Genomic DNA, 22,820 nt, shown 5'->3' on the forward strand with positions numbered 1-22,820 from the left:
CCCCGCCGCCGGTACGCGCCGGTTGTCAACACTGACAACACGGTGCCGCAGCGTACCTGGCCAAGCGCGCTACGAACGAAACTCGATCAGCCTTCGCTTGGGGTTTCGGGTGGGCGCCTTGGCCGCCGCACATGTCGCTTGGGTGGTCGCGTGTCGGACGGGCGCACATCAGGCGGAGCGTCCAACGTGGGGTCAGATCTGGCAGCGGACGGGCGCGGGTCAGACCTCTGGGGAGCAGGCCGGGTACCACTCTTCCGTTGTTCCGGACGTCGGCCCTGACCTGAGGTACTTTGGCGCTTCTCCGGCTGCCGATCCGAAGGACGATCGGACTCACGGTTTCCCGGAGCAAGGGTGATCTCGATCTCAATGATTTCATCCCATTGCTCGTCGGTTCGATCGCGCTCAGGAATGGCGAGAAGTTCTCGGAGCCGCCGGCGCGGATCCTGGGGGGGTAAGTCATTCATACCGACATTATGACTCACCTGGCCACCGTCGTTCAACAAGGATCAACTTTGTAGGAACGTCGGTCTGTCGAAAGTGCCCGGCCTGTCGAGCCAACAGGCCGGCGGTACAGCTACTAGCCAGAAAGATCAGTGATCAGTGCTCAACCCGAAGGCTGGCCGCAAAGGTGGTCTGCAAGATTTCAGGGAACTGGAAGCGGGCAAAGGTCCGGTGGATATCCGCCTCGTTCACGCCATGACTACTATCCTGAAAACGAATTCCCAATGGGCGGCCGTTGGCTGCCAGCGTAGCAAAAGCAAAGCGCCAACGCTGAGCTTCGGCCAGCCGCTCGCGCAACTCGCATTCATTGCTGATTTCCACGCCCGCCTGCTTGAGTGATTCGAGAAACTGGTCAAAAGACTCGCTGCTTAGGCTACCCATTTTTATTCTCCTGTCCAAATATTGTCGTGCCAACCATGCTGGGAGTAACGCTCTCTGCATGCAGCGGTTGACAACCAGCATCAAGAAAACCGCATCGGCATCGCGATCCGGTCTGAGGAGAACGCCAGAAGCCCTTTCGCGTTTCTTCCAGGGGCAAGTAGTGTCTGTTTTCGCGGCAGCAATCGCGGTAGAATCCGAGCCTTGCCTTGCCCATCGGCACCTTACCAGCATGGAATTTCTCGGTTTTTCGCTTCGCAATCAGTTGTTCGTCGCGCCGATGGCGGGCGTCACCGATCGCCCCTTCAGGCAACTCTGCAAATGCATGGGTGCCGGTCTGGCTGTATCCGAGATGGTCACTTCAAACTCCCTGCTCTATGGCAGCATGAAGACCCGGCGTCGCGCCAACCATGCCGGCGAGGTTGCGCCGATTTCAGTACAGATTGCCGGCGCCAGCCCCTCGATGATGGCTGCTGCGGCACGTTACAACGTTGAGCGAGGGGCTCAGATCATCGACATCAACATGGGCTGCCCGGCGAAGAAAATCTGCAACGTCATGGCCGGTTCGGCCCTGCTCAGGGACGAGCCGCTGGTCCGGAAAATTCTCGAGGCCGTCGTCAATGCCGTACCGAGCACCCCGGTGACCTTGAAGATCCGCACCGGCTGGGACAAGAACAATCGCAATGCCTTGAACATCCTAAAGATCGCAGAGCAGTCAGGAATCAGAGCCCTGGCAATGCACGGCCGAACGCGCGCCTGCGGCTACAGCGGCCAGGCCGAATATGAGACGATCCAAGCAGCAAAAGCCGTGGCGACAATTCCCATTATCGCCAATGGCGACATCAGTTCTCCTGAACAGGCAAAGCATGTCCTTGATACCACCCATGCCGACGCGCTGATGATCGGACGCGCCGCACAGGGGCGCCCATGGCTGTTCCGCGAGATCGAGTATTTCCTGAACACCGGGACCTACCTGCCTCCACCAAGGGTCAGTGAAATTCACGAGGTACTGCTCGAGCACCTTGAGGATCTATATCTCTTTTACGGTGTCGAAACTGGGGTCGGTATCGCGCGCAAGCATATTTCCTGGTATACAAGGGGTCTGGTCGGCTCGGCAGCTTTCCGTCACAGGATGAACCAGTTGCCGACCATCGAACTGCAAAGGCAGGCAGTCAATAACTTTTTCTGTGCCCTTGCGGAATACCAGGAGCATTTGAGCTACGTCAGCACGGCCCCTTCACCGCATGCCAACTTCGAGGACCTTGCAGCATGAAGCGCAATGACGACGACCATATCGCAACTTGCGTCGGCAAGGCGCTGGAAAACTACTTTCAACAACTTGAAGGCGAGAAGCCGGCTGCAGTTTACGCGATGGTGATCAAGAGCGTCGAGCGCCCAATGCTTGAAGTGGTACTCAGACAGACCGGCGGCAACCAGACCTTGGCGGCCGAAATCCTTGGGATCAATCGCAACACGCTGCGTAAGAAACTGGTCGACCACAAACTGATCGACTGAACACTCCTTTTACCCTTTTCCAAGAGCTGCCACCTGCCTACCATGAAAATCCGCCAAGCCCTGATCAGCCTCTCCAACAAGAATGGCGCCCTCGAATTCGCGCAGGGCCTGATCGCTCATGATGTCAAACTGTTATCGACTGGTGGCACCGCCCGGATGCTCCGCGACGCGGGTCTGCCGGTTACCGAGGTGGGCGATTACACAGGCTTCCCGGAAATGCTCGACGGCCGCGTCAAGACCCTGCATCCGAAAGTACATGGCGGCATCCTGGCGCGTCGCGATCTGCCCGAGCACATGGCGACGCTTGAACGGCATGGCATCCCGACCATCGATCTGGTATGTGTGAATCTCTACCCATTCCGTGAAACCATTGCCCAAACCGGTGTCACACTCGCCGAGGCGATCGAGAACATCGACATCGGCGGCCCGGCAATGCTGCGTTCGTCAGCCAAAAATTACCCTGGTGTGGCCGTGGTCACCGACCCCGAGGACTACCCCGCGCTGCTCGCCGAGATGACGGCCAGCGATGGCGCGCTGAGTCTTGACACCCGTTTCATGCTTGCCAAAAAGGCTTTTGCGCACACTGCGCGCTACGACGCGGCGATTGCCAACTGGCTGACTTCACTCGACGAATCGAACCAGGCCGGGCCGTTTCCCGATTCTTTGCAACTCGCCTTTGATCGCGTCGAGACGCTGCGTTACGGTGAGAACCCGCATCAGCAAGCGGCCTTCTACCGCGATCCCACGCCACTTGCGGGTTCGATCGCCAACTATCGGCAGTTGCAGGGCAAGGAACTCTCGTACAACAACATCGCCGATGCCGACGCCGCCTGGGAGTGTGTCAAGACTTTCGACAAGCCCGCCTGCGTGATCATCAAACACGCCAATCCCTGCGGTGTGGCAATCGATGTCGGCCTGCTGCCTGCCTACGAAAAAGCCTTCCAGACCGACTCGACCTCGGCCTTTGGCGGCATCATCGCTTTCAACGGCACGGTCGACGCCGATGTCGTGGCCGCCATGAATGCCCGCAAGCATTTCGTCGAAGTCCTGCTGGCACCGGCTTTCAGCGACACTGCCCGGGCGATGCTGGCCACCAAACAGAACCTGCGCGTCCTCGAACTGCCGCTGGCCAGAGGCCAGCATACTTTCGAAATGAAGCGCGTCGGTGGCGGGCTACTGTTGCAGACCCCCGACCAGTTCAACGTCCAGGCTTCCGACCTGAGAGTGGTGAGCAAGCTCGCACCGACTGACGCACAGGTCGAGGATCTGCTCTTCGCCTATCGGGTTGCCAAGTTCGTCAAGTCCAATGCGATCGTCTTTTGCGGTCGCGGCATGACCCTCGGCGTGGGCGCCGGCCAGATGAGCCGCGTCGATTCGACCCGCATCGCGGCCAATAAAGCGCAGAATGCCGGCCTCGACCTGGCCGGTTCCTGTGTCGCCTCCGATGCTTTCTTCCCTTTCCGCGACGGGCTTGACGTCCTCGCGGCGGCAGGCGCCAAGGCTGTCATCCAGCCTGGAGGCTCGATGCGTGATGAGGAAGTGATCGCTGCCGCCGACGAGCATGGCTTGGCGATGGTGTTCACCGGTGCCCGGCACTTCCGGCATTGATTCTTTGAGTGATGCCGGGGAGGACACGGTGCAGAAGATCATGGTCAGAGTCGTCAGTGGCGAGGCACGGCGCAGCTCGACGGGTGCGCGCCAGAGGGTACACACAGCAGTTCAAGTTCTGGTGGGGAGAGGGCTGTCATGAAGTTAATGGTCATCGGCTCAGGCGGTCGCGAGCACGCACTCGCCTGGCGGCTGGCGAAGACCCCCGGTTTGCAGAAGGTCTTCGTCACGCCTGGCAACGCGGGCACGGCGCGCGAGCGTGAACTCGAAAACGTCAACCTCACCAACCCCGAAGCGCTCGCTGACTTCGCCGCCAAGCACAAGGTCCATCTCACGGTAGTTGGTCCCGAAGCGCCGCTCGCTGCCGGCATCGTCAATCTTTTTCGCGACCGCGGTCTGAAGATCTTCGGTCCGACCAGGGAAGCCGCCCAACTCGAAAGCTCGAAGGACTTCGCGAAGCGCTTCATGGCCAGGCACAACATTCCCACCGCCCGCTTTGCAACCTTCTCCGATAGCCGCGCGGCGCACGCCTACGTCGACCAGCAGGGCGCGCCGATCGTCATCAAGGCCGATGGACTGGCTGCCGGCAAGGGAGTGGTGGTGGCCATGGACCTCTCTGAAGCCCATGACGCGATTGACCGGATGCTCCCCGCCAGCGGTGACAGCCCGGCGAAAGACTCGGCCCCAGCACGCGTGCTGATCGAAGAATTTCTCGAAGGCGAAGAAGCCAGTTTTATCGTCATGGTCGACGGCAAGAATGTACTGCCGCTGGCGTCGACTCAGGATCACAAGCGCATCGGCGACGGCGATACCGGCCCCAACACCGGTGGCATGGGCGCTTACTCACCAGCACCCGTGGTCACGCCGGAAGTCCACGCCCGCGCCATGCGCGAGATCATTCTGCCGACGGTACGGGGAATGGCTGCCGACGGTATCCCCTACACCGGATTCCTCTACGCTGGCCTGATGATTGGCAAGGACGGATCGGTCAAGACCGTCGAGTTCAATTGCCGCCTCGGCGACCCGGAAACACAGCCCATCATGATGCGCCTGAAATCCGACCTGCTGACCCTCCTCGACCATGCCGTCGCCGGCCGGCTCAACCTGGTCGAAGCGAGCTGGGACCGTCGTGTCGCGCTGGGCGTCGTGCTGGCCGCAGCCAACTACCCCGGTACTCCGCGCACCGGCGATCTGATCAGCGGTCTACCGCAGGACAGCGACGACAGTCATGTCTTCCATGCCGGCACCACCGAGCGTGATGGCCGGATCGTCACCGCCGGAGGACGTGTGCTGTGTGTCACGACACTTGCCGACAACGTCAGGCAGGCACAGAAACGCGCCTATGACATAATCATCGACCTCCACTTCGACGGCATGCAGTATCGCCGCGACATCGGCCACCGCGCAGTCAGCCGGTGAGCGAGGCCAGACAGTCACCAGCCGCCACGGCACCTGCGGTTGCGGGCCAGGGATGATTGACCCGACCCGCCTCAAGGCGTACTTCACCGACCTGCAAACGCGTATCGTCACGGCAATCGAAACGCTCGAGGGCCGTGCCGGCGCGAGCTTCCGCGCCGACCCCTGGGAAAAGGAAGTCCACTCGCCACTCGCGGGCAGCGGCCGCACCTGCATCCTTGAGGGAGGTCGTGTCATTGAACGCGGCGGCGTCGCTTTCTCGCAGGTCAGCGGCGCCGCGTTGCCGGCCTCGGCGACCGCCAAACGCCCCGAACTGGCGGGCTGCGCCTTCGCCGCGATGGGCGTTTCGCTGGTCCTGCATCCGGAAAACCCCTACTGCCCGACCGCGCACATGAACGTGCGCGCCCTGATCGCAACCCGGGCCGATGCCGACCCTGCCTGGTGGTTTGGCGGCGGCATGGACTTGACTCCCTACTACCCCTTTGCCGAAGACATCCGGCATTTCCACATGACCTGCAAGCAGGCGTTGCAGCCCTTTGGAGCAGACACGCATGCGCGCTACAAGCAATGGTGCGACGAGTACTTTTTCCTCAAGCACCGCAACGAACCGCGCGGAGTCGGTGGCATCTTCTTCGACGACCTCAGCGAAGGTGGCTTCGAGCGCTGCTTCGCGCTGACCCGGGCGGTTGGTGACGCGTTTACGGAAGCCTACCTGCCAATCATTGCAAAGCGGCAGGCCCTGCCCTACGGCGAACGCGAACGTGACTTCCAGGCGTACCGACGCGGACGTTATGTCGAGTTCAACCTGGTCTGGGATCGCGGCACGCTATTCGGCCTGCAGTCGGGCGGGCGCACCGAATCGATCCTGATGTCGCTCCCTCCGGTCGTCAAATGGCGCTACGACTGGCATCCTGAAGCCGGCAGCGCCGAAGCCGCGCTCTACGACATGCTGGCACCACGCGACTGGACGGAAGCCCCGGCTGCGGGGCCGGTTGTTGGTTCATGATCGCTGCCAATCATGGCTGCATAGTGCTGCGATGATCCCGGCGTCGGCTGCTCCGGTCAGGATAACCTGCCGCATGGCAAGCGCCTGCGCCAGCTCGGCGATGCGCTGATGCGGCACGAACATCGGCGTGCCGCGCAGACAGGCGCGCGCCGGGGCGTCGAGCAGGCCGACGAGATTGCGCAGGCCCTCGCTCGATGAAATCGTCAGTGCGTCGAGTTGGCCACTGCGCCATAGCGCCTGCAGCGGGGCCGGGTCAGCCGGTGCCGAGCGCTGGTAGCAACTCACGGCGTCGACTTCGGCGCCCCGTTCGCGCAGGGTATCGGCCAGCAGTTCGCGGCCACCGTTACCGCGAAAGATCAGCACACGCTTGCCGGCAACGCCCGCGCACTGCATTTCCGGAAGTTCGAGCAGCGCCTCCGAATCGAAGCGCTCGACCGGCGCCAGCGCATGGTCGATGCCATAACGGGCAAGCTGCGCGACGCTGCTCTGGCCAATCGCCACCGCCCGCAGACCCAATGGCCACGCCTGTCTGGCAAGAATCGCCGGGACACTGAAATCGACTGCGTTCGGGCTGATGAAAATCGCCAGCGAGTAGTCTCCGAGACGCGTGATTGCCGCCTGCAAGGGGGCAGGGTCAATGACCGGAGAAATCTCGAGCAGCGGAAAGATCAGCGGCTCGCCGCCCTGCTCGGCAATCCAGCCAGCCAGGCGCGACGCCTGCGCGCGCGGGCGCGTCACGACGATCGTCAGGCCGCGCAAGGGCTGCTTCATTGGCCGCTGGCGAGTTTCTCCAGGATGACCTCGGCCCCCTGTTCACGCAGCCTCTGCGCGAGCAGGTAACCGATCGACTCGCCGTCTTCCGGCGCACCGTACTGTTCCCCGGCGATCATCTGCTTGCCGTCCGGCGTCGCGATGAAGCCACGCAGCCAGAGATGACCGCGATCGAGCAACGCGTAGGCAGCGAGCGGGACTTGGCAGCTCCCCCCCAAAGCACGCGAAAAGGCCCGTTCGGCGCGCACACAGTGCGCGCTCTCGCTGTCGTTGAGTGGTTCCAGCAGGGCCATGATGTCAGCACGCCCTGATGCGGCCTCGATCCCGAGGATTCCTTGCCCTGGTGCTGGCAGTGACTGCTCTGGCGTCAGGATAGACCTGATCCGTGCTGCCAGGCCCAGACGTATCAAGCCTGCGGCAGCGAGGACGATCGCATCGTACTCACCCGCATCGAGCTTCCTGAGCCGCGTATCGAGGTTACCACGCAGGCTGCGGATCACAAGTTGCGGATATCCGGCGCGCAGGATCGCTGCGCGACGAAGGCTGGAAGTTCCGACCACGGCCTGGGCCGGCAACTCGTCGAGCCCGGCAAAGCGGTTCGAAACAAAGGCATCGCAGGGATTTTCACGCGCCGAAATGGCTGCGAGGGTGAAGCCTGCAGGCATTTCCATCGGCAGGTCCTTCATCGAATGCACGGCGAGGTCAGCACGGCCTTCCTGTATCGCCACTTCGAGTTCCTTGATAAACAACCCTTTACCGCCGATCGCCGACAGCGGACGGTCGAGGATCTGGTCGCCGCGAGTCGTCATGCCGAGGATCTCGATGCGACTCCGTGGGTATAACTCCATCAGGCATCCACGGACATGCTCGGCTTGCCACAGAGCCAGGCGCGACTCACGCGAGGCGATGACGATACGCGACTGAACTGGCTCTGGTGAGTTCAAGGCAGGGTTCCGCTAGCGGCACCGGCATGCACGCCGTAACACCGACGCACAGACCTTGATGGGCGTTCTAATGGGCGTGTTACAATCCGAAGCTTTGCAAGCATGCGCTGTTCTGGATGGTGCCGAGAGGGGGAATCGAACCCCCACGATGTTTCCACCGGCGGATTTTGAGTCCGCTGCGTCTACCGATTCCGCCATCTCGGCTGTGGCTCGCAACTCGCGAGCCGGAAGAGGCTCTGATTATCGCTGATTCTCCAGTCAGGAACAAGCAGATAACATTCCGTTCTGCGCCGGCGCTTGCCCGGCCACCCTCTACAGACCCCCCACGCATGCTGACACTCGACGATTTCGACTTCGATCTTCCCGGCGAACTGATCGCCCAGCATCCGACCGCAGAACGCACCGCCAGTCGTCTGTTGCAACTGGCCGACGGCACCATCCACGATCGCCACTTCAGCGAGCTGCCGGAAATCGTCGATGCCGGCGATCTGCTGGTGTTCAACGATACGCGCGTGCTCCGCGCGCGCCTCTTTGGGCGGAAGGAAAGCGGCGGCCAGGTCGAGGTTCTGATCGAGCGCATCGTCGATGCTCGCCATGCCGTGGCACAAATCCGCGCCAGCAAAGCGCCGCAAGCCGGCAGCCGCATCCTTCTTGAAAATGCCATCCTGCTCAGCGTACGCGGGCGTAGCGGTGAACAGCACGAGTTCTTCGACCTGGAACTGCTGGAACCAGTCGGCGAGAATGATCTCTGGAGCCTGCTCGATCGCCACGGCCGCCTGCCCTTGCCGCCCTACATCACGCACGCGGCCAGCGCTGCCGACGAAGCGCGCTATCAGACGGTTTTCGCCCGCCACCCCGGCGCCGTCGCTGCGCCCACTGCCGGCCTGCACTTCGACGAGGCGCTGCTGACCGAACTCGCAAAGCGCGGTGCCGAGATCGCCTGGCTGACGCTGCACGTCGGTGCCGGCACCTTCCAGCCAGTGCGAGTACAGCGCATCTCCGAGCACCGCATGCACGCCGAACGTTTCGAAATTCCGCCGGCGACGGCCGCTGCGATCGCCCGCACGCGTGCCCGCGGCGGCCAGGTCATCGCCGTCGGGACGACCAGCCTGCGTGCGCTCGAAGCGGCTGCAGCGCACGGCGAGCTGCACGCTGGCGCGGCCGAAACCGACATCTTCATCACTCCGGGCTACCACTTTCGCGTCGTAGACCGGCTGATCACCAATTTTCACCTCCCGAAATCGACGCTGCTGATGCTCGTTTCGGCTTTTGCCGGACTGGATGCCATCCGCAGCGCGTATCGGCACGCGATCAATCGGCGTTATCGCTTCTTCAGTTATGGTGACGCCATGCTGCTGCACCGCGGCTGATTCATTCACAAACCTATCCTCCCCTTTCCGAAGCTGCCGCCATGCTCAAGAACGCCTTGAACAACACCGCCATCGAGCGACTCGACAAGCATGGACTGACTCCCGACACGCACAAGGCAGCCCTGGCCTGCGCACTGTTGTGGACCGCCCGTACGCAGACCGACGTACACCACCTGCTCGGTTTGAGTGGTCTGACCACCAGCACCGGAAGAGCGTTCACCTTCAACGATGTAAAGAACGCGGTCCAAGAACTCAAGGACAAGAAACTGCTGCTCGACGATGCGGCGCGCCACCCCACCGCCTTTCAACTCGTGGACGCTTTGCGTGCGCCGCTCTACCGGCAGTTGCTCGAGACCCGGCCAGGAAACTGCCTGCCGGGTCTGATCGCCAAACTCGATGGTTTCGACCTCACGCGCTTCGGCTACTACTGGCCGAGCAGCAGTCTTCCGGCGACCATTGCCTATGTGCGCGCCAAGTTCTTTTCCGGCACACCGAGCGAAGAGCTCTCAGCGATCCGGCAACGGGTCGCACGTTCGATGGACTGGAACTTCATCCTCACGCAGGCCCTCCTGCTCGGCTTCGACGGCCCCAGTTTCGAGTCCATCGATCCGGTCGAACGCTCGCGGCTCGCCTGCCTGGGCGTGGCATCGATATGCTTGAACTGGGCGCCGGATTTCAACCCGATCGCGGAGTGGGCTCTTGACCAGCTCAGGCGGCGCCCCGACCAGGTGTCCGACGATCTGCGTTCGGCGCTTGCCGAGCTGGCATTGCAACGCAGTGACGCTGAACTGTTGCAGGAAACGCTGCAGGGGCTCGATAACGGCCTCGCTGCCGCGATCCGGGCCGCAGCCCTGGTCGTCGATAGCCAGTGGGCAGCCGGGCAGGCCGCCTTCGAGGCAGCACTGAAGCAGCGCAAGGGCGAAATCGGCGGCAGCAAACACCTGCTGCCCGAAAGTATTGGCTGGCTCTACCCACTCGCATTGCTCGCCCAGTCGACCCCGAAGCATCTGGAACTGGCGCGCAAGTTCTGCATCGGCGAAGCCGGCCAGCGCGATCCGAGTGTATTCAGCAAATGGGGGCGCTGGGTCCATGCCATCGACGTTCGTCTCGGCAAGACGCCGATCATCCATGCCGCTTTCCAGCCGGTCCGAAACCAGGAACAGTGCTGGGAACTGGATTCGTTCTGGGCCATTCTGCTCTCGGCCTGGCTGGGTAGCGAGACGATCACTGCGCCAGGTAGGCAGATTACACGGCATACGGCCAGCGGCTGGCATGAGACGATCATGGCCCTGCGGCGAAAACTGCTGAACGCTCATCTGAAGTTGCCAAGCCACATGCTGCGTGGCGCCGAAGAGCTGCTTTCCGGACGCGATCCACCGACCGGCTATTTTGTCGCCGCGGCTGGCGAGCAATGGCGCGTGATTCTCGACGCCCTGCAATCACTCGGCGGCGAGCAGACTGCTGCCGACGCCGGCAGCGAAACGACACGCCTGCTCTGGGCCATCGAGATCGGCAAGGAGGGCCAGTTGCTCGGCATCAAACCGCTCGAACAGAAGCGCGTTCAGCGCGGCTGGGGCCGACCCCGCGTGCTGAGCCTCGTGAAAATCTTCGGCAACGAACATCTGCCGGCGTGGGATGCCAAGGTGGCGCGCGCGCTGCGCCCCGAGCGCGGTTACAGCAACCGCTATCGCATCGACCTGCCAACGGCGATCGTCGCCCTGGTGGGCCATCCGTGCATCGTCCTGGCAAACGCGCCGGAACAATTCGTCGAACTCAGCGAAACGCAGCCGGAGCTGGAACTGGTCCGTCAGGGCGAACATTTCGTGATGCGCATCGAGCCACCGTTGCGACCCGTCGTCGAAAGCGCGTACCTCTATGTCGAAGACGCTGAGATGCGTCGCGAGAACGAAGCGCTGCGCCTGCTCACGCTCGTCCAGGACGGCCCGCAGCGTCTCCGGCTGGTGCGTTTTTCGACGGCGCAGCAGCAGGCTGCGCAGCTCATCTCGAGGCGCGTAGCCATTCCCGCCAATGCGCCGGGAGCGCAGGCCGAAGTCGAAAAGACCTTGCGTGCGCTGTCCGGACGTTTCCAGGTACACGCCGACTCGGCACAGGCTTCCCGACAGGTCGCCAGCGATTCACGCCTGCGTGCCGAACTCTCGCCGGTCGGCGAGCACCTGGCGCTGCGCCTGGTAGTGACACCGCTGGGGCCCGACGGCCCGCGCCTGCCGGCAGGCAGCGGCCGACTCCGCCTGATGAGCGTGCTCGGAGGCGAAAGCGTCGGCACCGAACGCAACCTCCAGAGCGAGCGCCAGCATCTCGAAGCGGTACTCGACGCCCTGCCCTTCCTCGACGGCAGCGACGGCGTCAGCGAGTGGCTGATCGAAGACCCCGAGCAGGCACTCGGGGCGGTCGAAACGCTGCCGACGCTGGCCGCGATTGCCGCGGTTGAATGGCCCAAGGGCAAGGCCGTTCGCGTCGTCAGCGTCGATACGCGGCAGCTCGGTGTCAGCGTCAGCCGCGAGCACGACTGGTTCCGCCTCTCCGGGCAGGTGACGCTCGACGAGGGCCTGGTACTGCAGCTCGAAACCCTGCTGACGGCGGCACGCGAAAAATCCCGCTTCATCCCGATGGGTGACGGTGTTTATGCAGCCTTGACGCGCTCACTCAAACAAAAGCTCAGCGAACTCGCAGCGGTTATCGAAACCGACAAGCAGGGGAGCAAGGCACCCACGATCGCCGCCGCCTGGCTCGACGAGATTCTTGATGGCACCCGGCTCGACGCCGGCAAGGATTTTCGCGAGGCCCTCGAGCGCTTGCGCAGCGCCCAGTCCACCGAACCGAAACTGCCGAGCCTGCTGCAGGTCAGGCTGCGGCCCTATCAGGAAGACGGCTACCAGTGGGCAATGCGTCTGGCGACCGCCAGCATGGGCGGTTGTCTGGCCGACGACATGGGCCTGGGCAAAACGCTGCAGGCACTCGCCGTGCTGCTCGAGCGCGCCGCCAGCGGGCCGGCGCTGGTCATCGCACCGACCTCGGTATGCGGCAACTGGTTCGCCGAAACACGTCGTTTTGCACCGACGCTCAACGCCCGCATCTACAGCGACGCCGGTGACAGCGAACGCGAGGAACTGGTCAGCCAGGCCGGGCCGCAGGATCTGCTGATCGTCTCCTACACGCTGCTGCAACTCGCGCAGGAACGCTTCACCGGGCGCAACTGGCACACGCTGATCGCCGACGAAGCACAGGCGATCAAGAATGCAGCCGCCAAGCGCTCGCAGGCGGTGTTCGAGCTCAAGGCCGATTTTCGCCTGGCGCTGACCGGAACGCCGGTGGAAAACCGCCTCGCCGACCTGTGGTCGATCATGCGTTTTGCCAATCCCGGCCTGCTCGGCACCGTCAACCGCTTCAACGAGCGCTTCGCGGGTCCGATCGAACGCAACCGCGACCGCGACGCCCAGCATGTCCTCAAGCGCCTGATCGGTCCCTTCGTGCTGCGACGAAGCAAAGCGGAAGTGTTGCAGGAACTGCCGCCACGCATCGAGCTGATCCTGACGGTCAGCCCGGAGAGTGCCGAAGCTGCGCATTACGAAGCCCTGCGCCGCGAAGCCGCAAACGAGATCAGCAGCACGCTCGACAGCACGCCGGAAACTCAATCCCGCTTCAACATCCTCGCGCAGCTGACGCGCCTGCGGCGCGCCGCCTGCGACCCGCGCCTGTGCAGCCCGGAGTTCGGGATCAGCGGTGCCAAGGTGCAGGCCTTTGGCGAACTGGCCAGCGAGCTCATTGCCAACGGCCACAAGGCGCTGGTCTTCAGCCAGTTCGTCGATTTCCTGACCATCCTCCGCGAACCGCTCGACGCAGCCGGAATCCGCTATCAGTACCTCGACGGTGCCACTCCCGCCGCCGAGCGAACGCGCCGGGTCGCCGCATTCCAGGCCGGCGAAGGCGACCTCTTCCTGATCAGTCTCAAGGCCGGCGGCTTCGGCCTCAACCTCACCGCCGCCGACTACGTGGTGATCACCGACCCGTGGTGGAACCCGGCGGCCGAGGATCAGGCGACGGGACGTGCGCACCGCATCGGACAGCCCAGACCGGTCACCGTTTACCGGTTGGTCACCAGGGGCACCGTCGAGGAACGCATCGTCGACCTGCACCATGAAAAACGCGCGCTCGCCGAGAGCATTCTTGCCGAAGGCGAAGCCAGTGCCTTGCCATCGACCGAAGATCTGGTGGCGCTGATTCGGGGGGAAATGACATGAACCACGGCCTCGCGAACCCTGCAGCCCCCCCCTCAGTCAGCTTCTGGCAGGCGTTTGCCTTCTGGCTCAAGCTCGGATGCATCAGTTTCGGCGGCCCGGCAGGACAGATTTCGATGATGCACGCGGAACTGGTGGAACGCCGTCGCTGGATTTCCGAGCGTCGCTTTCTGCACGCACTCAACTACTGCATGCTGCTCCCCGGTCCCGAAGCCCAGCAACTGGCCACCTACATCGGCTGGCTGATGCATCGCACGCGTGGCGGCATGGTCGCCGGAACCCTGTTCGTGCTGCCCTCGCTGCTGCTTCTGATCGGTCTGTCCTGGGTCTATATCGCCTTCGGCGAGACGCCGTTGGTGGCTGGTCTGTTTTACGGGATCAAGCCGGCAGTCACCGCCATTGTCGTCCAGGCGGCGTACCGGATCGGATTGCGTGCCCTGAGGAACCCGTTCCTCTGGGCGATCGCGGCGGCTTCCTTCGTCGCCATCTTCGCGCTCGCCGCGCCGTTTCCCGTCATCGTCGCGGTAGCCGCACTGCTCGGCTACATCGGCGGACATGTCGCCCCCGAGAAATTCCAGCTTGGCGGCGGCCACGGCCCGGTCGAAGCCGTGTTCGGTCCGGCCTTGATCGACGACGACACGCCAACTCCCGAGCATGCCCGCTTCGGATGGTACAGACTGATCAGGGTGCTCATCGTCGCGGCTCTTCTGTGGGCCATCCCGATGGGCCTGCTGACTGCGACCTATGGTTGGCAGCACACGCTGACGCAGATGAGCTGGTTTTTCACCAAGGCCGCGCTGCTGACCTTCGGCGGCGCCTATGCCGTTCTCCCCTACGTCTACCAGGGGGCCGTCGAACACTACGGCTGGCTGACTGCGACCCAGATGATCGACGGCCTCGCGCTCGGAGAAACCACGCCCGGGCCGCTGATCATGGTGGTCGCTTTTGTCGGCTTCGTCGGTGGCTACCTCAAGGCCGTTTTCGGCCCGGACAGCCTGTTCCTTGCCGGCGCAGTCGCTGCCTCGCTGGTGACCTGGTTCACCTTTCTGCCGTCGTTCGTTTTTATCCTGCTCGGCGGACCGCTGGTCGAGACCACCCACAACCAGTTGAAATTCACCGCACCGCTGACCGCCATCACCGCGGCGGTGGTCGGCGTGATCCTCAATCTGGCGCTGTTCTTCGGCTACCATGTCCTCTGGCCGCGAGGTTTCGCCGGCAGCTTCGACTGGATCTCCGCGCTGATCGCTCTCGGTGCCGCGGTCGCGCTGTTTTGCTACCGGCAGAATGTCATTGTCGTCATCGCGGCCTGCGCCGTCGTCGGCCTGCTGGTTGAAATGCTCATGCTGTCCTGACCCGAACGGGCTACCGGGGTTTCACCCCGCGCAGCACGGCCAATCGATCGGCGATCTGCAACGACCATTTGTCGAAAGCGTCGCGCGCGTACGACCAGCTCTGGAACGAGCTCATGTAACCCTTGATCCAGGTATTGGTGGCAGCGGCCGCGCCGGCATCAATGTCGGCGGCGTACTTGCGGCCGATCTGCGCATCGGCGCACTCGCCAAGAACGACGTTGCTGGCGCCGTCGAGAAACTGCATTTCGATGCCGGTCTCGCCAAGATAAGGCGTCGAACCCGCAGGTCTCCCCGATGCCGGACCGGAAGCAGCTTCGGCGACGAAGCCGTAGGGGATCGCGGTGCCTGCCAGACTCCGGCTGACCTGCGTCGGCACCAGGTTGGTGAGCTCGATCCGCAACACCAGGACCCCCGGCCCGGGTTGCGTGACGATCTGCATCTGCGGTTTCAGGGACTTGTTCAGGGCATTGTGGAAATAATCGACCAGTGCCTTGAGGTCGGTCGGGTCGACCGCCTCCTGCTGATCCGCCTTGAGGCTGACCAGAATGCGGGTGATCAGCACCTTGTCGTAGCGTTTGAGGTCGACATCGGGGTTCCGCCAGCACAGCGCGCCGTCGCTACCGGGCGCTTTCTTCAGACGCGGGTAGTCACTGAGAAAGCCGCTGCGCGTGATCCGTGTCGGATCACTGACCGTCACGTCGCCCGATGGGCCCGTCAATTCGGCACAGCCGCCGAGCAGCAGGGTGCCGGCAATGCCGCCGATGAGCGTGGCCTGGTGGGCCAGCCGACGGGGTCTGGTGGATACGGCCGGTTGACCCGTGGCCGGATCGGAAAGTCCCTTTGTCGCAGTCATCATCGCTTCTCCCATGGTTCAAAGCGGCCATTGTACACTGGTGATGCCGCCGCACCTGCTGTCGATGGCGCCCAAGCAAGCCGACACCCTTGCCCTGCGCGGCCACGACAGCGGCCGGGGAGCGCGATGAAGCCTGGCAGTTTGAGTCCCATGCTCGCCATCCCTAGCGGGCGGAATCCTGACTTTCAAGCGTGTAACCCGCGCCTGCATCCTGCCCGAGTCGCTCGACCAGACAGGGCATCACTGCCTGCAAGGTCGCTTCCAGGGTCCAGGGTGGATTGATCACGAACAGGCCACTGCCGTGCATCCCGAAACCGTCGCTGGCTGGCGTTCTGACGCGTAGCGTAACCTGCAGCCAGCGGCTTGCCGGCAGGTGCTTCAGGCGCGGCGGCAAATGGTGCGCTTCGAGCCGGGTCAGTTGGGGATACCACAGCAGATAGGTGCCGCCAGGAAAGCGCGACAGGCACTCCCTGAGCGAATGCACCACCCGATCGTAATCGCGCCGCTCCTCGTACGGCGGGTCGATGAGGACCACTGCTCGCCGCGGCGGCGGCGGCAACAAGGCCTTGAGGGCCGCGAATCCGTCGCTCTCCTCAACGATCACGCGTTTGCCGCAGGCCGCGAAATGGTCTCGCAGACGCATGACATCGCGGCTGTGCAGCTCGAAAAACCGTAGGCGGTCCTGTGTCCGCATCGTCGCCATCGCCAGGGAAGGCGAACCGGGGTAGATCTTCAGACGACCATCGGGATTGGCTGCGCGCACCAGGCCGAGATAGTCCTGCAGGGCCGACGGCAGATCCTGCCTCCCCCATAACCGTCCAATGCCGTCCCGGTACTCGGCAAGCTTGGCTGCATGCCCGGAATCGAGCGCATAAGCCCCCGCCCCGGCGTGCGTATCGACGTACCAGAAAGCGCTGTCCTTCTGGCCGAGGTAGCGCGTCAGTTGCACCAGCACCAGGTGTTTGAGGACATCGGCGTGGTTGCCGGCATGAAAGGCGTGACGATAGCTCAGCATCGGCCAGAACCCTGCCCTGCGGTGGCAACAACGCCCGGCGGCACGCGCACTATGCCGGCACCGCGATCTTGCCGTCGGTACTGAACTGATAATCGCGGAAGATATGCTCCGCGCTCAGCAACTGGTAGCTGCCATCCGGCAGGCGCCTGGAGGTGTCTTTGAGGCGGTACGCATAGTGGCCGCAGGTCCAGCAATCGAAGTTGCGCATTTGCGTACACAGACAGGTCTTGTCGCGGACCGTTATTTTCTTGACGCCGGGATTCGCTTCCACCTCCCGGTTGTACGCACTGATGTACGAACAATTGCCGGTACTGTCGAGAAGATAGCCGTAGGCCTCACAATTGGGCCGAATTCCGTCGCCAATCGCCGGACTGTTGCTCAACATGCGCATCGGGTAGCCGGTCGGGGAAATCTGGTTGACCTCGATCTGATCTTCGCTGGCTTCGAAATAACGCTGTTTGACGTCCTCCGGCAAGCCGCACTCCTTCGACACGGTAAAGCGCGTCGCCACCTGGACGGCGGCTGCACCGCTTTCGAGAAACGACACGGCATCGCTACCGGTAAAGATCCCACCCGCCGGAATCAGGGGAATATCGAGCTGCTCGGCCTGCAGATAGCGATGAATCTCGGCGAAGATCGTTGCCAGATCGTAATTTGCCCAGTCCATGCCGAAACCCAGGTGTCCTCCGGCCAGCGGTCCTTCGACCACCACGTAGTCGGGCAATCGCCGGCAGCGGGCGGTCTTGCGCAGGAACAACTGCAACGCGCGCAGCGAGGAAACGATGATCCCGAGCTTGGCATCGCGGAAACGCGGATGATCCTCGATCAGCGCAAAGGAACCGAGATGCAGGCCGGCCGCCAGCGTGATCCCGTCGATGCCGGCGTCGAGCGCTGCGGCCATGCGCACGCGCAGCGTCTCGCGCGGGGCGTTCATGGTCAGCTTCTCCATGCAGTTGACGAAGATCAGGCCCTCGCCTCGCTTGGCTTCCATGGTTCTGCCGACGTGCATCTGGGTGGCCTCGGCGAGCTGCCCGAGATCGAAACGAACCATCGATTTGTCGGTATTGGCGACGTTGAATTTGTACTGCCGGAGCTTGTCCTTGACGAACTTGGCGTTGAACCGCCGATCGGCAACGGTATTGACCATGGCATCGGAAATATGTCCGACACCGCCGAGTCGGGCGGCCTCGAGCGCCAGTTCGGCGGTCGAAATATCGACACCCATGCCGCCGATCACGATCGGTACCAGTTCCTTCTTGCCGAACTGCAGACGGAAATCATCAACGCTCTTCATGCCGGTCCTTCCCAACCGAAGCAGCGACGCCAGCGCCAGCACCGGCACCGGCAATCGCGAAAATATCCCAAGCCCGGCATTATCGCTCATCAACCGCCTGGATGGCCTGCTGCGTCAAACGAAATCACGCGTGTATCATCTCCCCTGCCCGCCATGCCAAAAGGAAGCAAGCCATGTCCGACTGCAGCCACCCCGACCCCGCGCCCGCATCCGCAAACGAGATCGGCATTCCACGCCAGCATGCCTTCGACCCGGCCGCTTTCGAGCGCGCGGTCGGCGATCTGCTGGCCGCCTGCGGGATTGCGCCGGATGCCGCGCACATCGGGCGAACCCCGCAGCGCGTCTGCGAACTCTGGCAGCGCCGCCTGCTTGGGGGTTACGACCTCGACCCGGCGACCGCGCTCGGCGATGGCTTTGCCGATCAGCGCAGCGATCTGGTGGTGGTGCGCGGCATCGCCGTACATGGCGTCTGCCCGCACCACCTGGTGCCTTTTCGCGGTGTCGCGCACGTCGCCTATCTGCCCGGCGGTCGCCTGCACGGCTTCGGTCGCATCGCCCGCCTGGTCGATGCGATTGGTCATCGCTTCACCTATCAGGAATGGATGACCCGCGATATTGCCGACGCGCTGATGCAGCACGGCCAGGCGCGCGGAGCGGCCTGCGTGGTCGAAGCCGAGCAGTTGTGCCTGCTGCTCGGCGAAGACCGGCGTGGTGACGAGCGGGTGATTACCCAGTCGTTCAGCGGCGAATTCGAGCACTCGCCGCAGTTGCGCAACGAGTTCCTGCGCGCCATCGCCGGCGGCCGCCGCAACGACTGAAAACAGAGCTTGTTCATCGTCTTGGCGGCCCGATCGACTCGCCGTGCTGCGGGTGCTGGCGACGCCAGCGGCGGATCAGCAGACGCAGGCGGCCGAAGGTCCAGTGATCATTGAGCACGAAGTTGGCGATGCTGGCGATGATGATCGCCAGCACGTTCGCCAGCAGATAATGCAGGTGACTGGCGAAGGCGTGTGTCAGCGCGAACTGCAGTGCGATGCCCAGCCAGCAGGCGATCGTGTATTGGCCGAACTGCAGGAGGATCGGGGTGTGCACATGCGGCCGCCGATCGAGCCAGGTCCAGGCGCGGTTGAGCAGGAAGTTGTTGATTGTGGCGAAGAAGATCGCGACCGCCAGCGACAGGTTGAGGCGCAGCGACGGCGGCGTGATGGTCACCCACAGGGTCTCCTGCGCGAGATAGAGGACGGCCACGTTGACCAGCGTCCCGGACGCGCCGACGATCCCGAACTTGATGAATCGGTGACGCAACAGACGGCCCAGCAGCGGCAGTTGCCGGAGCCTCTCGAAGCACGTCATGCCACATCCCGATCAGCCGGCGGATGGGCACGGGTGACGACGATGCGCGCCTCGGCGAGCACCTGCGCCGGCGCAATCCGCTGCAGGCACTGGTTGTCGCCGTCGCACGGCGAGTTGCGGTGATTGTACGCGGTCAGGCAGGGCGAGCAGGGAAGTGCGAGGTGCAGGCAGCACGCGTGCTCGCCGAGCGGGCCGTAGAGCAGCGGGGTCTCGGGGCCGAACAAGGCCACCGTCGGCACCCCGGTCAGCGAAGAAAACTGCGCCGGCCCGCCGTCGTTGGTGACCAGCAGCGCGGCGATCCCGAGCAGCGCGACGAGTTCGCGCACCGATTTCGTGTACCCCGTGAGGTCGATGCAGTCGGGATGCGCGACCGCTTCGACGAGTGCCCGACCGAGCGCCTTGTCGGCGGGCAGGCCGATGATCGCCACGGCGTAGCCCTCGGCGAGCAGACCGCTGGCCACCTGCCGCCAGTTCGCCACCGGCCAGGCGCGGATCGGCAGAATGCCGCCGCTCGGATAGAGCAGCGCCAGCCGCCGGCCCGCGATGAGCGGAAAGTCTTCGCAAAAGCGCGTGCCGAAGGCCTCGACCTCGCCCGTCCGGAATGCCGGCAACAGCGCCGGCAACGGCAGCGGGCCCTCGTCGAGGCTCTCCTTGTCGAGCGGATGGGTCTGCGATTCGATCGCCCGCGCCAGCGTCAGGAACTGCAGCGACAGGTGGCGATACGGGTTGTAGAGCACCGGCCGGTTGATGAACGAACCGCGGTACAGCCCTTCCTGCGTGTGGCGGTGAAAACCGACCCGCAGCGGCGCCCCGGACAGCCACGACAGCAGACTGCTGATGCGTGCGAAGAGTTCGCAGTCGAGCACCGCATCCGGTTGCAACTGGCGCAAGCTGCGGACCGCGGCGAGGAGTGTGCGCAGCAGCCCACCCAGCGAGCGGTCGTCGATGGCGATGACGTTCTCCGGCGGGACGCTGGCCATCAGATCGAGAACCTCGCGATTCTTGCCGAACAGCAGGACATGCAGCGAGGCTGCCGGGTAACGTGCGCGCAGCAGCGCGAACATCGGTTGTGCGAGGACCAGGCTGCCCATCTCCGAGAGCAGGATCACGACGATGCGCTGCGGTGGCGATACGGGTCGTTGCGGCGCCGCACGCCACGCGCGCAGCCGTTCGAGCAGCGACGCGAACGCGCACAGCGGCACGCCGAGATAGCGATCGATGGCACGCTGAAGCTTGATGTTCATCATGGCAGCGGTGCCGGACGATAGCCATAGACCACCCGCGCATGGTAGGTAGCGACGATGACCCCGCCTTTCCTGGCAGTAAGCGCCTGCACCGGGCCGAGGCGCGTGGCCGTGGCAAGCAGACGCGGATCTTCGAGGTTGCCGCGCCAGCCCGAGACCGCGATCAGATCGCGCCCGGCAAATGCCGAACGCGGAAACCAGAATTCGTACATCACGGCGTTTTCATTGAAGAAGAGGTGCCGGCTGGCGGTGTCGCGGGCACCGTCGCCACGCGGATCGTAAAAGGCCATTTCGTCGGCGGTGTTGTGCCTGTCGAGGCCGACGACGGCGGGACGGCGGCCGGTTTCAAGGAGTACCGCTTCCTCGATCGCCTGCACCTGTTCGCGCAGGTCGCGCCAACCCATTTCCAGATAGTCGTGGTGGGCGCGCAGGCCGGCCAGCCCCCAGACCGGGTAGTAGAACAGGCCGTAGGCGTAGACCAGCATCAGCGCCTGCAGCAGGGGCACCCAGCCGCGGGCGAGCAGGCGATCGAGCGTGCCTTCGCCGAGTCCCGGCCGGGTCATCGTCGCCGCGAGCACCGGCAGGATCGCCAGCCAGATCGGCCCGGTCCAGTGAAACTTGGTCTCCGCGCGCAGGCTCGATATCGCGAAGACGAGCAGCGGCAGCAGCGTCAAGACCAGCATGAACAGGCGTCGCCGTCCGGTCAGCAAGGTCCGCTCGTCGTTGGCCAGCGTTGCCTGAAAAGTGGCACTCATGTCGCCGCGCGGTCGCCACAGCCGCCACAGGGCGAGCACGCCAAGCGGCGTCAGCAGCAGGAGCGCAGCAGCCAGGAACTCCGGCAGACTGAACTGCGGTGCCCGCGCCGCCAGCCGTCGCGAACCTTGAAAGGCGAACGACGCCCAGTCGTGCTGGAGGTTCCAGACGATGACCGGCGAGAACACCAGCAGCGCGACGAGCACGCCCCCCCAGGCCCACGCCGAGAGCAGGCTGCGGCGCGAACGCGCATCGACGAGCATGAAAACGAAAGCGGCTGCCGGCACCAGCACCATCGAGTACTTGGCAAGCATGCCGATGCCGATCGCCAGCCCGGCGCCGAGCCAGGCCACCCTGCTTTCGCCGAGCAGTGCGCGCTGCAGGAAAAACAGCGCCGCCGCCCAGGCGGCGGCGAGGGGCGCATCGGGCGTGATCATCACTCCGATGCCGAAGCAGAACGGCAGCGTCGCGGCCAGCAGGGCGGTACGCAGGGCGTTGCCGCGCCCTGCCATGTCCTGCGCAAAAGCGACGCTGAAAGCAAGCATCACCGCCCAGGAGAGCACTGCCGGCAGGCGCACGAAGAACTCGCCATCGCCAAGGGCAAGGGTGGCGGCGATCAGCCAGGCGACCAGCGGCGGATGGTCGAGGTAGCCGATGTCGAGATGCTGCGAATAGTTCCAGTAGTACGCCTCCTGCGGAGCCAGCTCGATCTGCCCGAGGTAGACCAGGCGCAGCACCAGCAGATAGATGACCGCCAGCGGCACCGCAATGGCGAAATCCTGGCGGCGCGTCCCCGCAGCAATCACCCTGCCGCCGAGCAGCAGGGTCAGCGCACCCGCCAGCGCCGCTGGCACGATCGCGACGAGAGGCGACCCCTGCGCCGCCAACAGCGAGAGCACGCCGGCGCGCAGCGGATAGGCGAGTGCGACGACAAAGCACAGCGTCGTCCAGCGATGCTCGCAGGCGAAGCTCCGTAGCACGCCGAGCGCGGCCAACAGCGCGGCGGCAAAGGCCAGCGCCTGCGCAGGCTCGAGCGACACGCCGGCACGATCCAGGATCACGAACATCAGGACATCGGCGAGCGCGGCGGCAATGGCGGCCAGGCACCAGCCCCGCACGGGCGCGCGGTCGATGTTTGCGGGGGTAGCGAGCAAGCTCATGCCGGTCGTGGCGGCATGTGCTTCTGCGGAA

18 protein-coding genes and 1 tRNA gene are annotated in these 22,820 nt (G+C 64.0%); 9 read left to right on the forward strand and 10 right to left on the reverse strand.

Annotated elements, in window-relative coordinates:
* Nucleotides 1-597 precede the first annotated feature (597 nt).
* A complete protein-coding gene (locus CAPSK01_RS05320; RefSeq protein ID WP_034923428.1) occupies nucleotides 598-882 on the reverse strand; it encodes a hypothetical protein in 285 nt (94 codons plus the stop codon).
* A 229-nt stretch (nucleotides 883-1,111) separates the two neighbouring features.
* On the opposite strand from CAPSK01_RS05320, the gene dusB reads away from it, so the two are divergent.
* The 5 genes from dusB to hemF all read left to right on the forward strand — a co-directional run bounded on the left by dusB (nucleotide 1,112) and on the right by hemF (nucleotide 6,424).
* The gene (gene dusB, locus CAPSK01_RS05325; protein WP_034923430.1) at nucleotides 1,112-2,152 is read left to right on the forward strand and encodes a tRNA dihydrouridine synthase DusB; all 1,041 of its coding nucleotides are present in this window, start codon (nucleotides 1,112-1,114) and stop codon (nucleotides 2,150-2,152) included.
* Nucleotides 2,149-2,394 (forward strand): helix-turn-helix domain-containing protein, encoded by a 246-nt coding sequence (locus CAPSK01_RS05330; RefSeq protein ID WP_034923434.1) that lies wholly within the window; start codon nucleotides 2,149-2,151, stop codon nucleotides 2,392-2,394. The genes dusB and CAPSK01_RS05330 overlap by 4 nt, the downstream gene beginning before the upstream one ends.
* A gap of 42 nt (nucleotides 2,395-2,436) precedes the next feature.
* Nucleotides 2,437-4,002, forward strand: coding sequence for a bifunctional phosphoribosylaminoimidazolecarboxamide formyltransferase/IMP cyclohydrolase (gene purH / locus CAPSK01_RS05335; RefSeq protein WP_034923437.1), 1,566 nt, complete (start codon nucleotides 2,437-2,439; stop codon nucleotides 4,000-4,002).
* Between the two features lie 138 nt (nucleotides 4,003-4,140).
* Nucleotides 4,141-5,421, forward strand: a complete 1,281-nt coding sequence (gene purD / locus CAPSK01_RS05340; RefSeq protein ID WP_034923440.1) for a phosphoribosylamine--glycine ligase — start codon at nucleotides 4,141-4,143, stop codon at nucleotides 5,419-5,421.
* A gap of 55 nt (nucleotides 5,422-5,476) precedes the next feature.
* Nucleotides 5,477-6,424 carry an oxygen-dependent coproporphyrinogen oxidase gene (gene hemF, locus CAPSK01_RS05345; RefSeq protein ID WP_273703196.1) on the forward strand — a complete coding sequence of 316 codons (948 nt, stop codon included), beginning with the start codon at nucleotides 5,477-5,479 and terminating at the stop codon, nucleotides 6,422-6,424.
* On the opposite strand, the gene CAPSK01_RS05350 is transcribed toward hemF, so the two are convergent.
* The 3 genes from CAPSK01_RS05350 to CAPSK01_RS05360 all read right to left on the reverse strand — a co-directional run bounded on the left by CAPSK01_RS05350 (nucleotide 6,419) and on the right by CAPSK01_RS05360 (nucleotide 8,343).
* Nucleotides 6,419-7,195, reverse strand: coding sequence for a uroporphyrinogen-III synthase (locus CAPSK01_RS05350; RefSeq protein WP_034923443.1), 777 nt, complete (start codon nucleotides 7,193-7,195; stop codon nucleotides 6,419-6,421). The two genes, hemF and CAPSK01_RS05350, sit on opposite strands and share 6 nt — an antisense overlap.
* A complete protein-coding gene (gene hemC, locus CAPSK01_RS05355; protein WP_034923446.1) occupies nucleotides 7,192-8,139 on the reverse strand; it encodes a hydroxymethylbilane synthase in 948 nt (315 codons plus the stop codon). The genes CAPSK01_RS05350 and hemC overlap by 4 nt, the downstream gene beginning before the upstream one ends.
* A gap of 117 nt (nucleotides 8,140-8,256) precedes the next feature.
* Nucleotides 8,257-8,343 (reverse strand) — tRNA-Leu (locus tag CAPSK01_RS05360).
* Between the two features lie 125 nt (nucleotides 8,344-8,468).
* Between CAPSK01_RS05360 and queA the strand changes: the two genes are divergently transcribed.
* From queA to chrA, 3 genes are read left to right on the forward strand one after another with little or no spacing between them, the layout of a single operon-like run.
* Entirely contained in the window at nucleotides 8,469-9,509 is a 1,041-nt protein-coding gene (queA, locus tag CAPSK01_RS05365; protein WP_034923449.1) for a tRNA preQ1(34) S-adenosylmethionine ribosyltransferase-isomerase QueA, read from the forward strand.
* A gap of 41 nt (nucleotides 9,510-9,550) precedes the next feature.
* Nucleotides 9,551-13,768, forward strand: coding sequence for a DEAD/DEAH box helicase (locus CAPSK01_RS05370; RefSeq protein WP_273703144.1), 4,218 nt, complete (start codon nucleotides 9,551-9,553; stop codon nucleotides 13,766-13,768).
* Nucleotides 13,765-15,117, forward strand: a complete 1,353-nt coding sequence (chrA, locus tag CAPSK01_RS05375; protein WP_034923452.1) for a chromate efflux transporter — start codon at nucleotides 13,765-13,767, stop codon at nucleotides 15,115-15,117. Before CAPSK01_RS05370 ends, chrA begins: the two co-directional genes overlap by 4 nt.
* A gap of 10 nt (nucleotides 15,118-15,127) precedes the next feature.
* On the opposite strand, the gene CAPSK01_RS05380 is transcribed toward chrA, so the two are convergent.
* The 3 genes from CAPSK01_RS05380 to CAPSK01_RS05390 form a co-directional block, all read right to left on the reverse strand.
* A complete protein-coding gene (locus CAPSK01_RS05380) occupies nucleotides 15,128-15,973 on the reverse strand; it encodes a DUF3313 domain-containing protein (protein WP_273703145.1) in 846 nt (281 codons plus the stop codon).
* A gap of 160 nt (nucleotides 15,974-16,133) precedes the next feature.
* Nucleotides 16,134-16,985 (reverse strand): 23S rRNA (adenine(2030)-N(6))-methyltransferase RlmJ, encoded by an 852-nt coding sequence (gene rlmJ, locus CAPSK01_RS05385; protein WP_034923455.1) that lies wholly within the window; start codon nucleotides 16,983-16,985, stop codon nucleotides 16,134-16,136.
* A gap of 49 nt (nucleotides 16,986-17,034) precedes the next feature.
* The gene (locus CAPSK01_RS05390; RefSeq protein ID WP_034923945.1) at nucleotides 17,035-18,279 is read right to left on the reverse strand and encodes a nitronate monooxygenase; all 1,245 of its coding nucleotides are present in this window, start codon (nucleotides 18,277-18,279) and stop codon (nucleotides 17,035-17,037) included.
* A 173-nt stretch (nucleotides 18,280-18,452) separates the two neighbouring features.
* On the opposite strand from CAPSK01_RS05390, the gene folE reads away from it, so the two are divergent.
* A complete protein-coding gene (folE, locus tag CAPSK01_RS05395; RefSeq protein ID WP_034923457.1) occupies nucleotides 18,453-19,097 on the forward strand; it encodes a GTP cyclohydrolase I FolE in 645 nt (214 codons plus the stop codon).
* A gap of 13 nt (nucleotides 19,098-19,110) precedes the next feature.
* Here folE and CAPSK01_RS05400 read toward each other — a convergent pair whose 3' ends face one another.
* Genes CAPSK01_RS05400 through CAPSK01_RS05410 form a run of 3 tightly spaced genes read right to left on the reverse strand, consistent with a single transcriptional unit; the run spans nucleotide 19,111 to nucleotide 22,783 of the window.
* The gene (locus tag CAPSK01_RS05400; protein WP_273703146.1) at nucleotides 19,111-19,632 is read right to left on the reverse strand and encodes a GtrA family protein; all 522 of its coding nucleotides are present in this window, start codon (nucleotides 19,630-19,632) and stop codon (nucleotides 19,111-19,113) included.
* Complete coding sequence (locus CAPSK01_RS05405; RefSeq protein ID WP_273703147.1) at nucleotides 19,629-20,879, reverse strand: glycosyltransferase family 9 protein; 1,251 nt, start codon at nucleotides 20,877-20,879, stop codon at nucleotides 19,629-19,631. The genes CAPSK01_RS05400 and CAPSK01_RS05405 overlap by 4 nt, the downstream gene beginning before the upstream one ends.
* Nucleotides 20,876-22,783: a glycosyltransferase family 39 protein gene (locus tag CAPSK01_RS05410; RefSeq protein WP_273703148.1), complete on the reverse strand. Its 1,908-nt coding sequence runs from the start codon at nucleotides 22,781-22,783 to the stop codon at nucleotides 20,876-20,878. Before CAPSK01_RS05410 ends, CAPSK01_RS05405 begins: the two co-directional genes overlap by 4 nt.
* Nucleotides 22,784-22,820 lie beyond the last annotated feature (37 nt).

The organism is Candidatus Accumulibacter vicinus, assembly GCF_000584955.1.
Taxonomy (GTDB): domain Bacteria; phylum Pseudomonadota; class Gammaproteobacteria; order Burkholderiales; family Rhodocyclaceae; genus Accumulibacter; species Accumulibacter vicinus.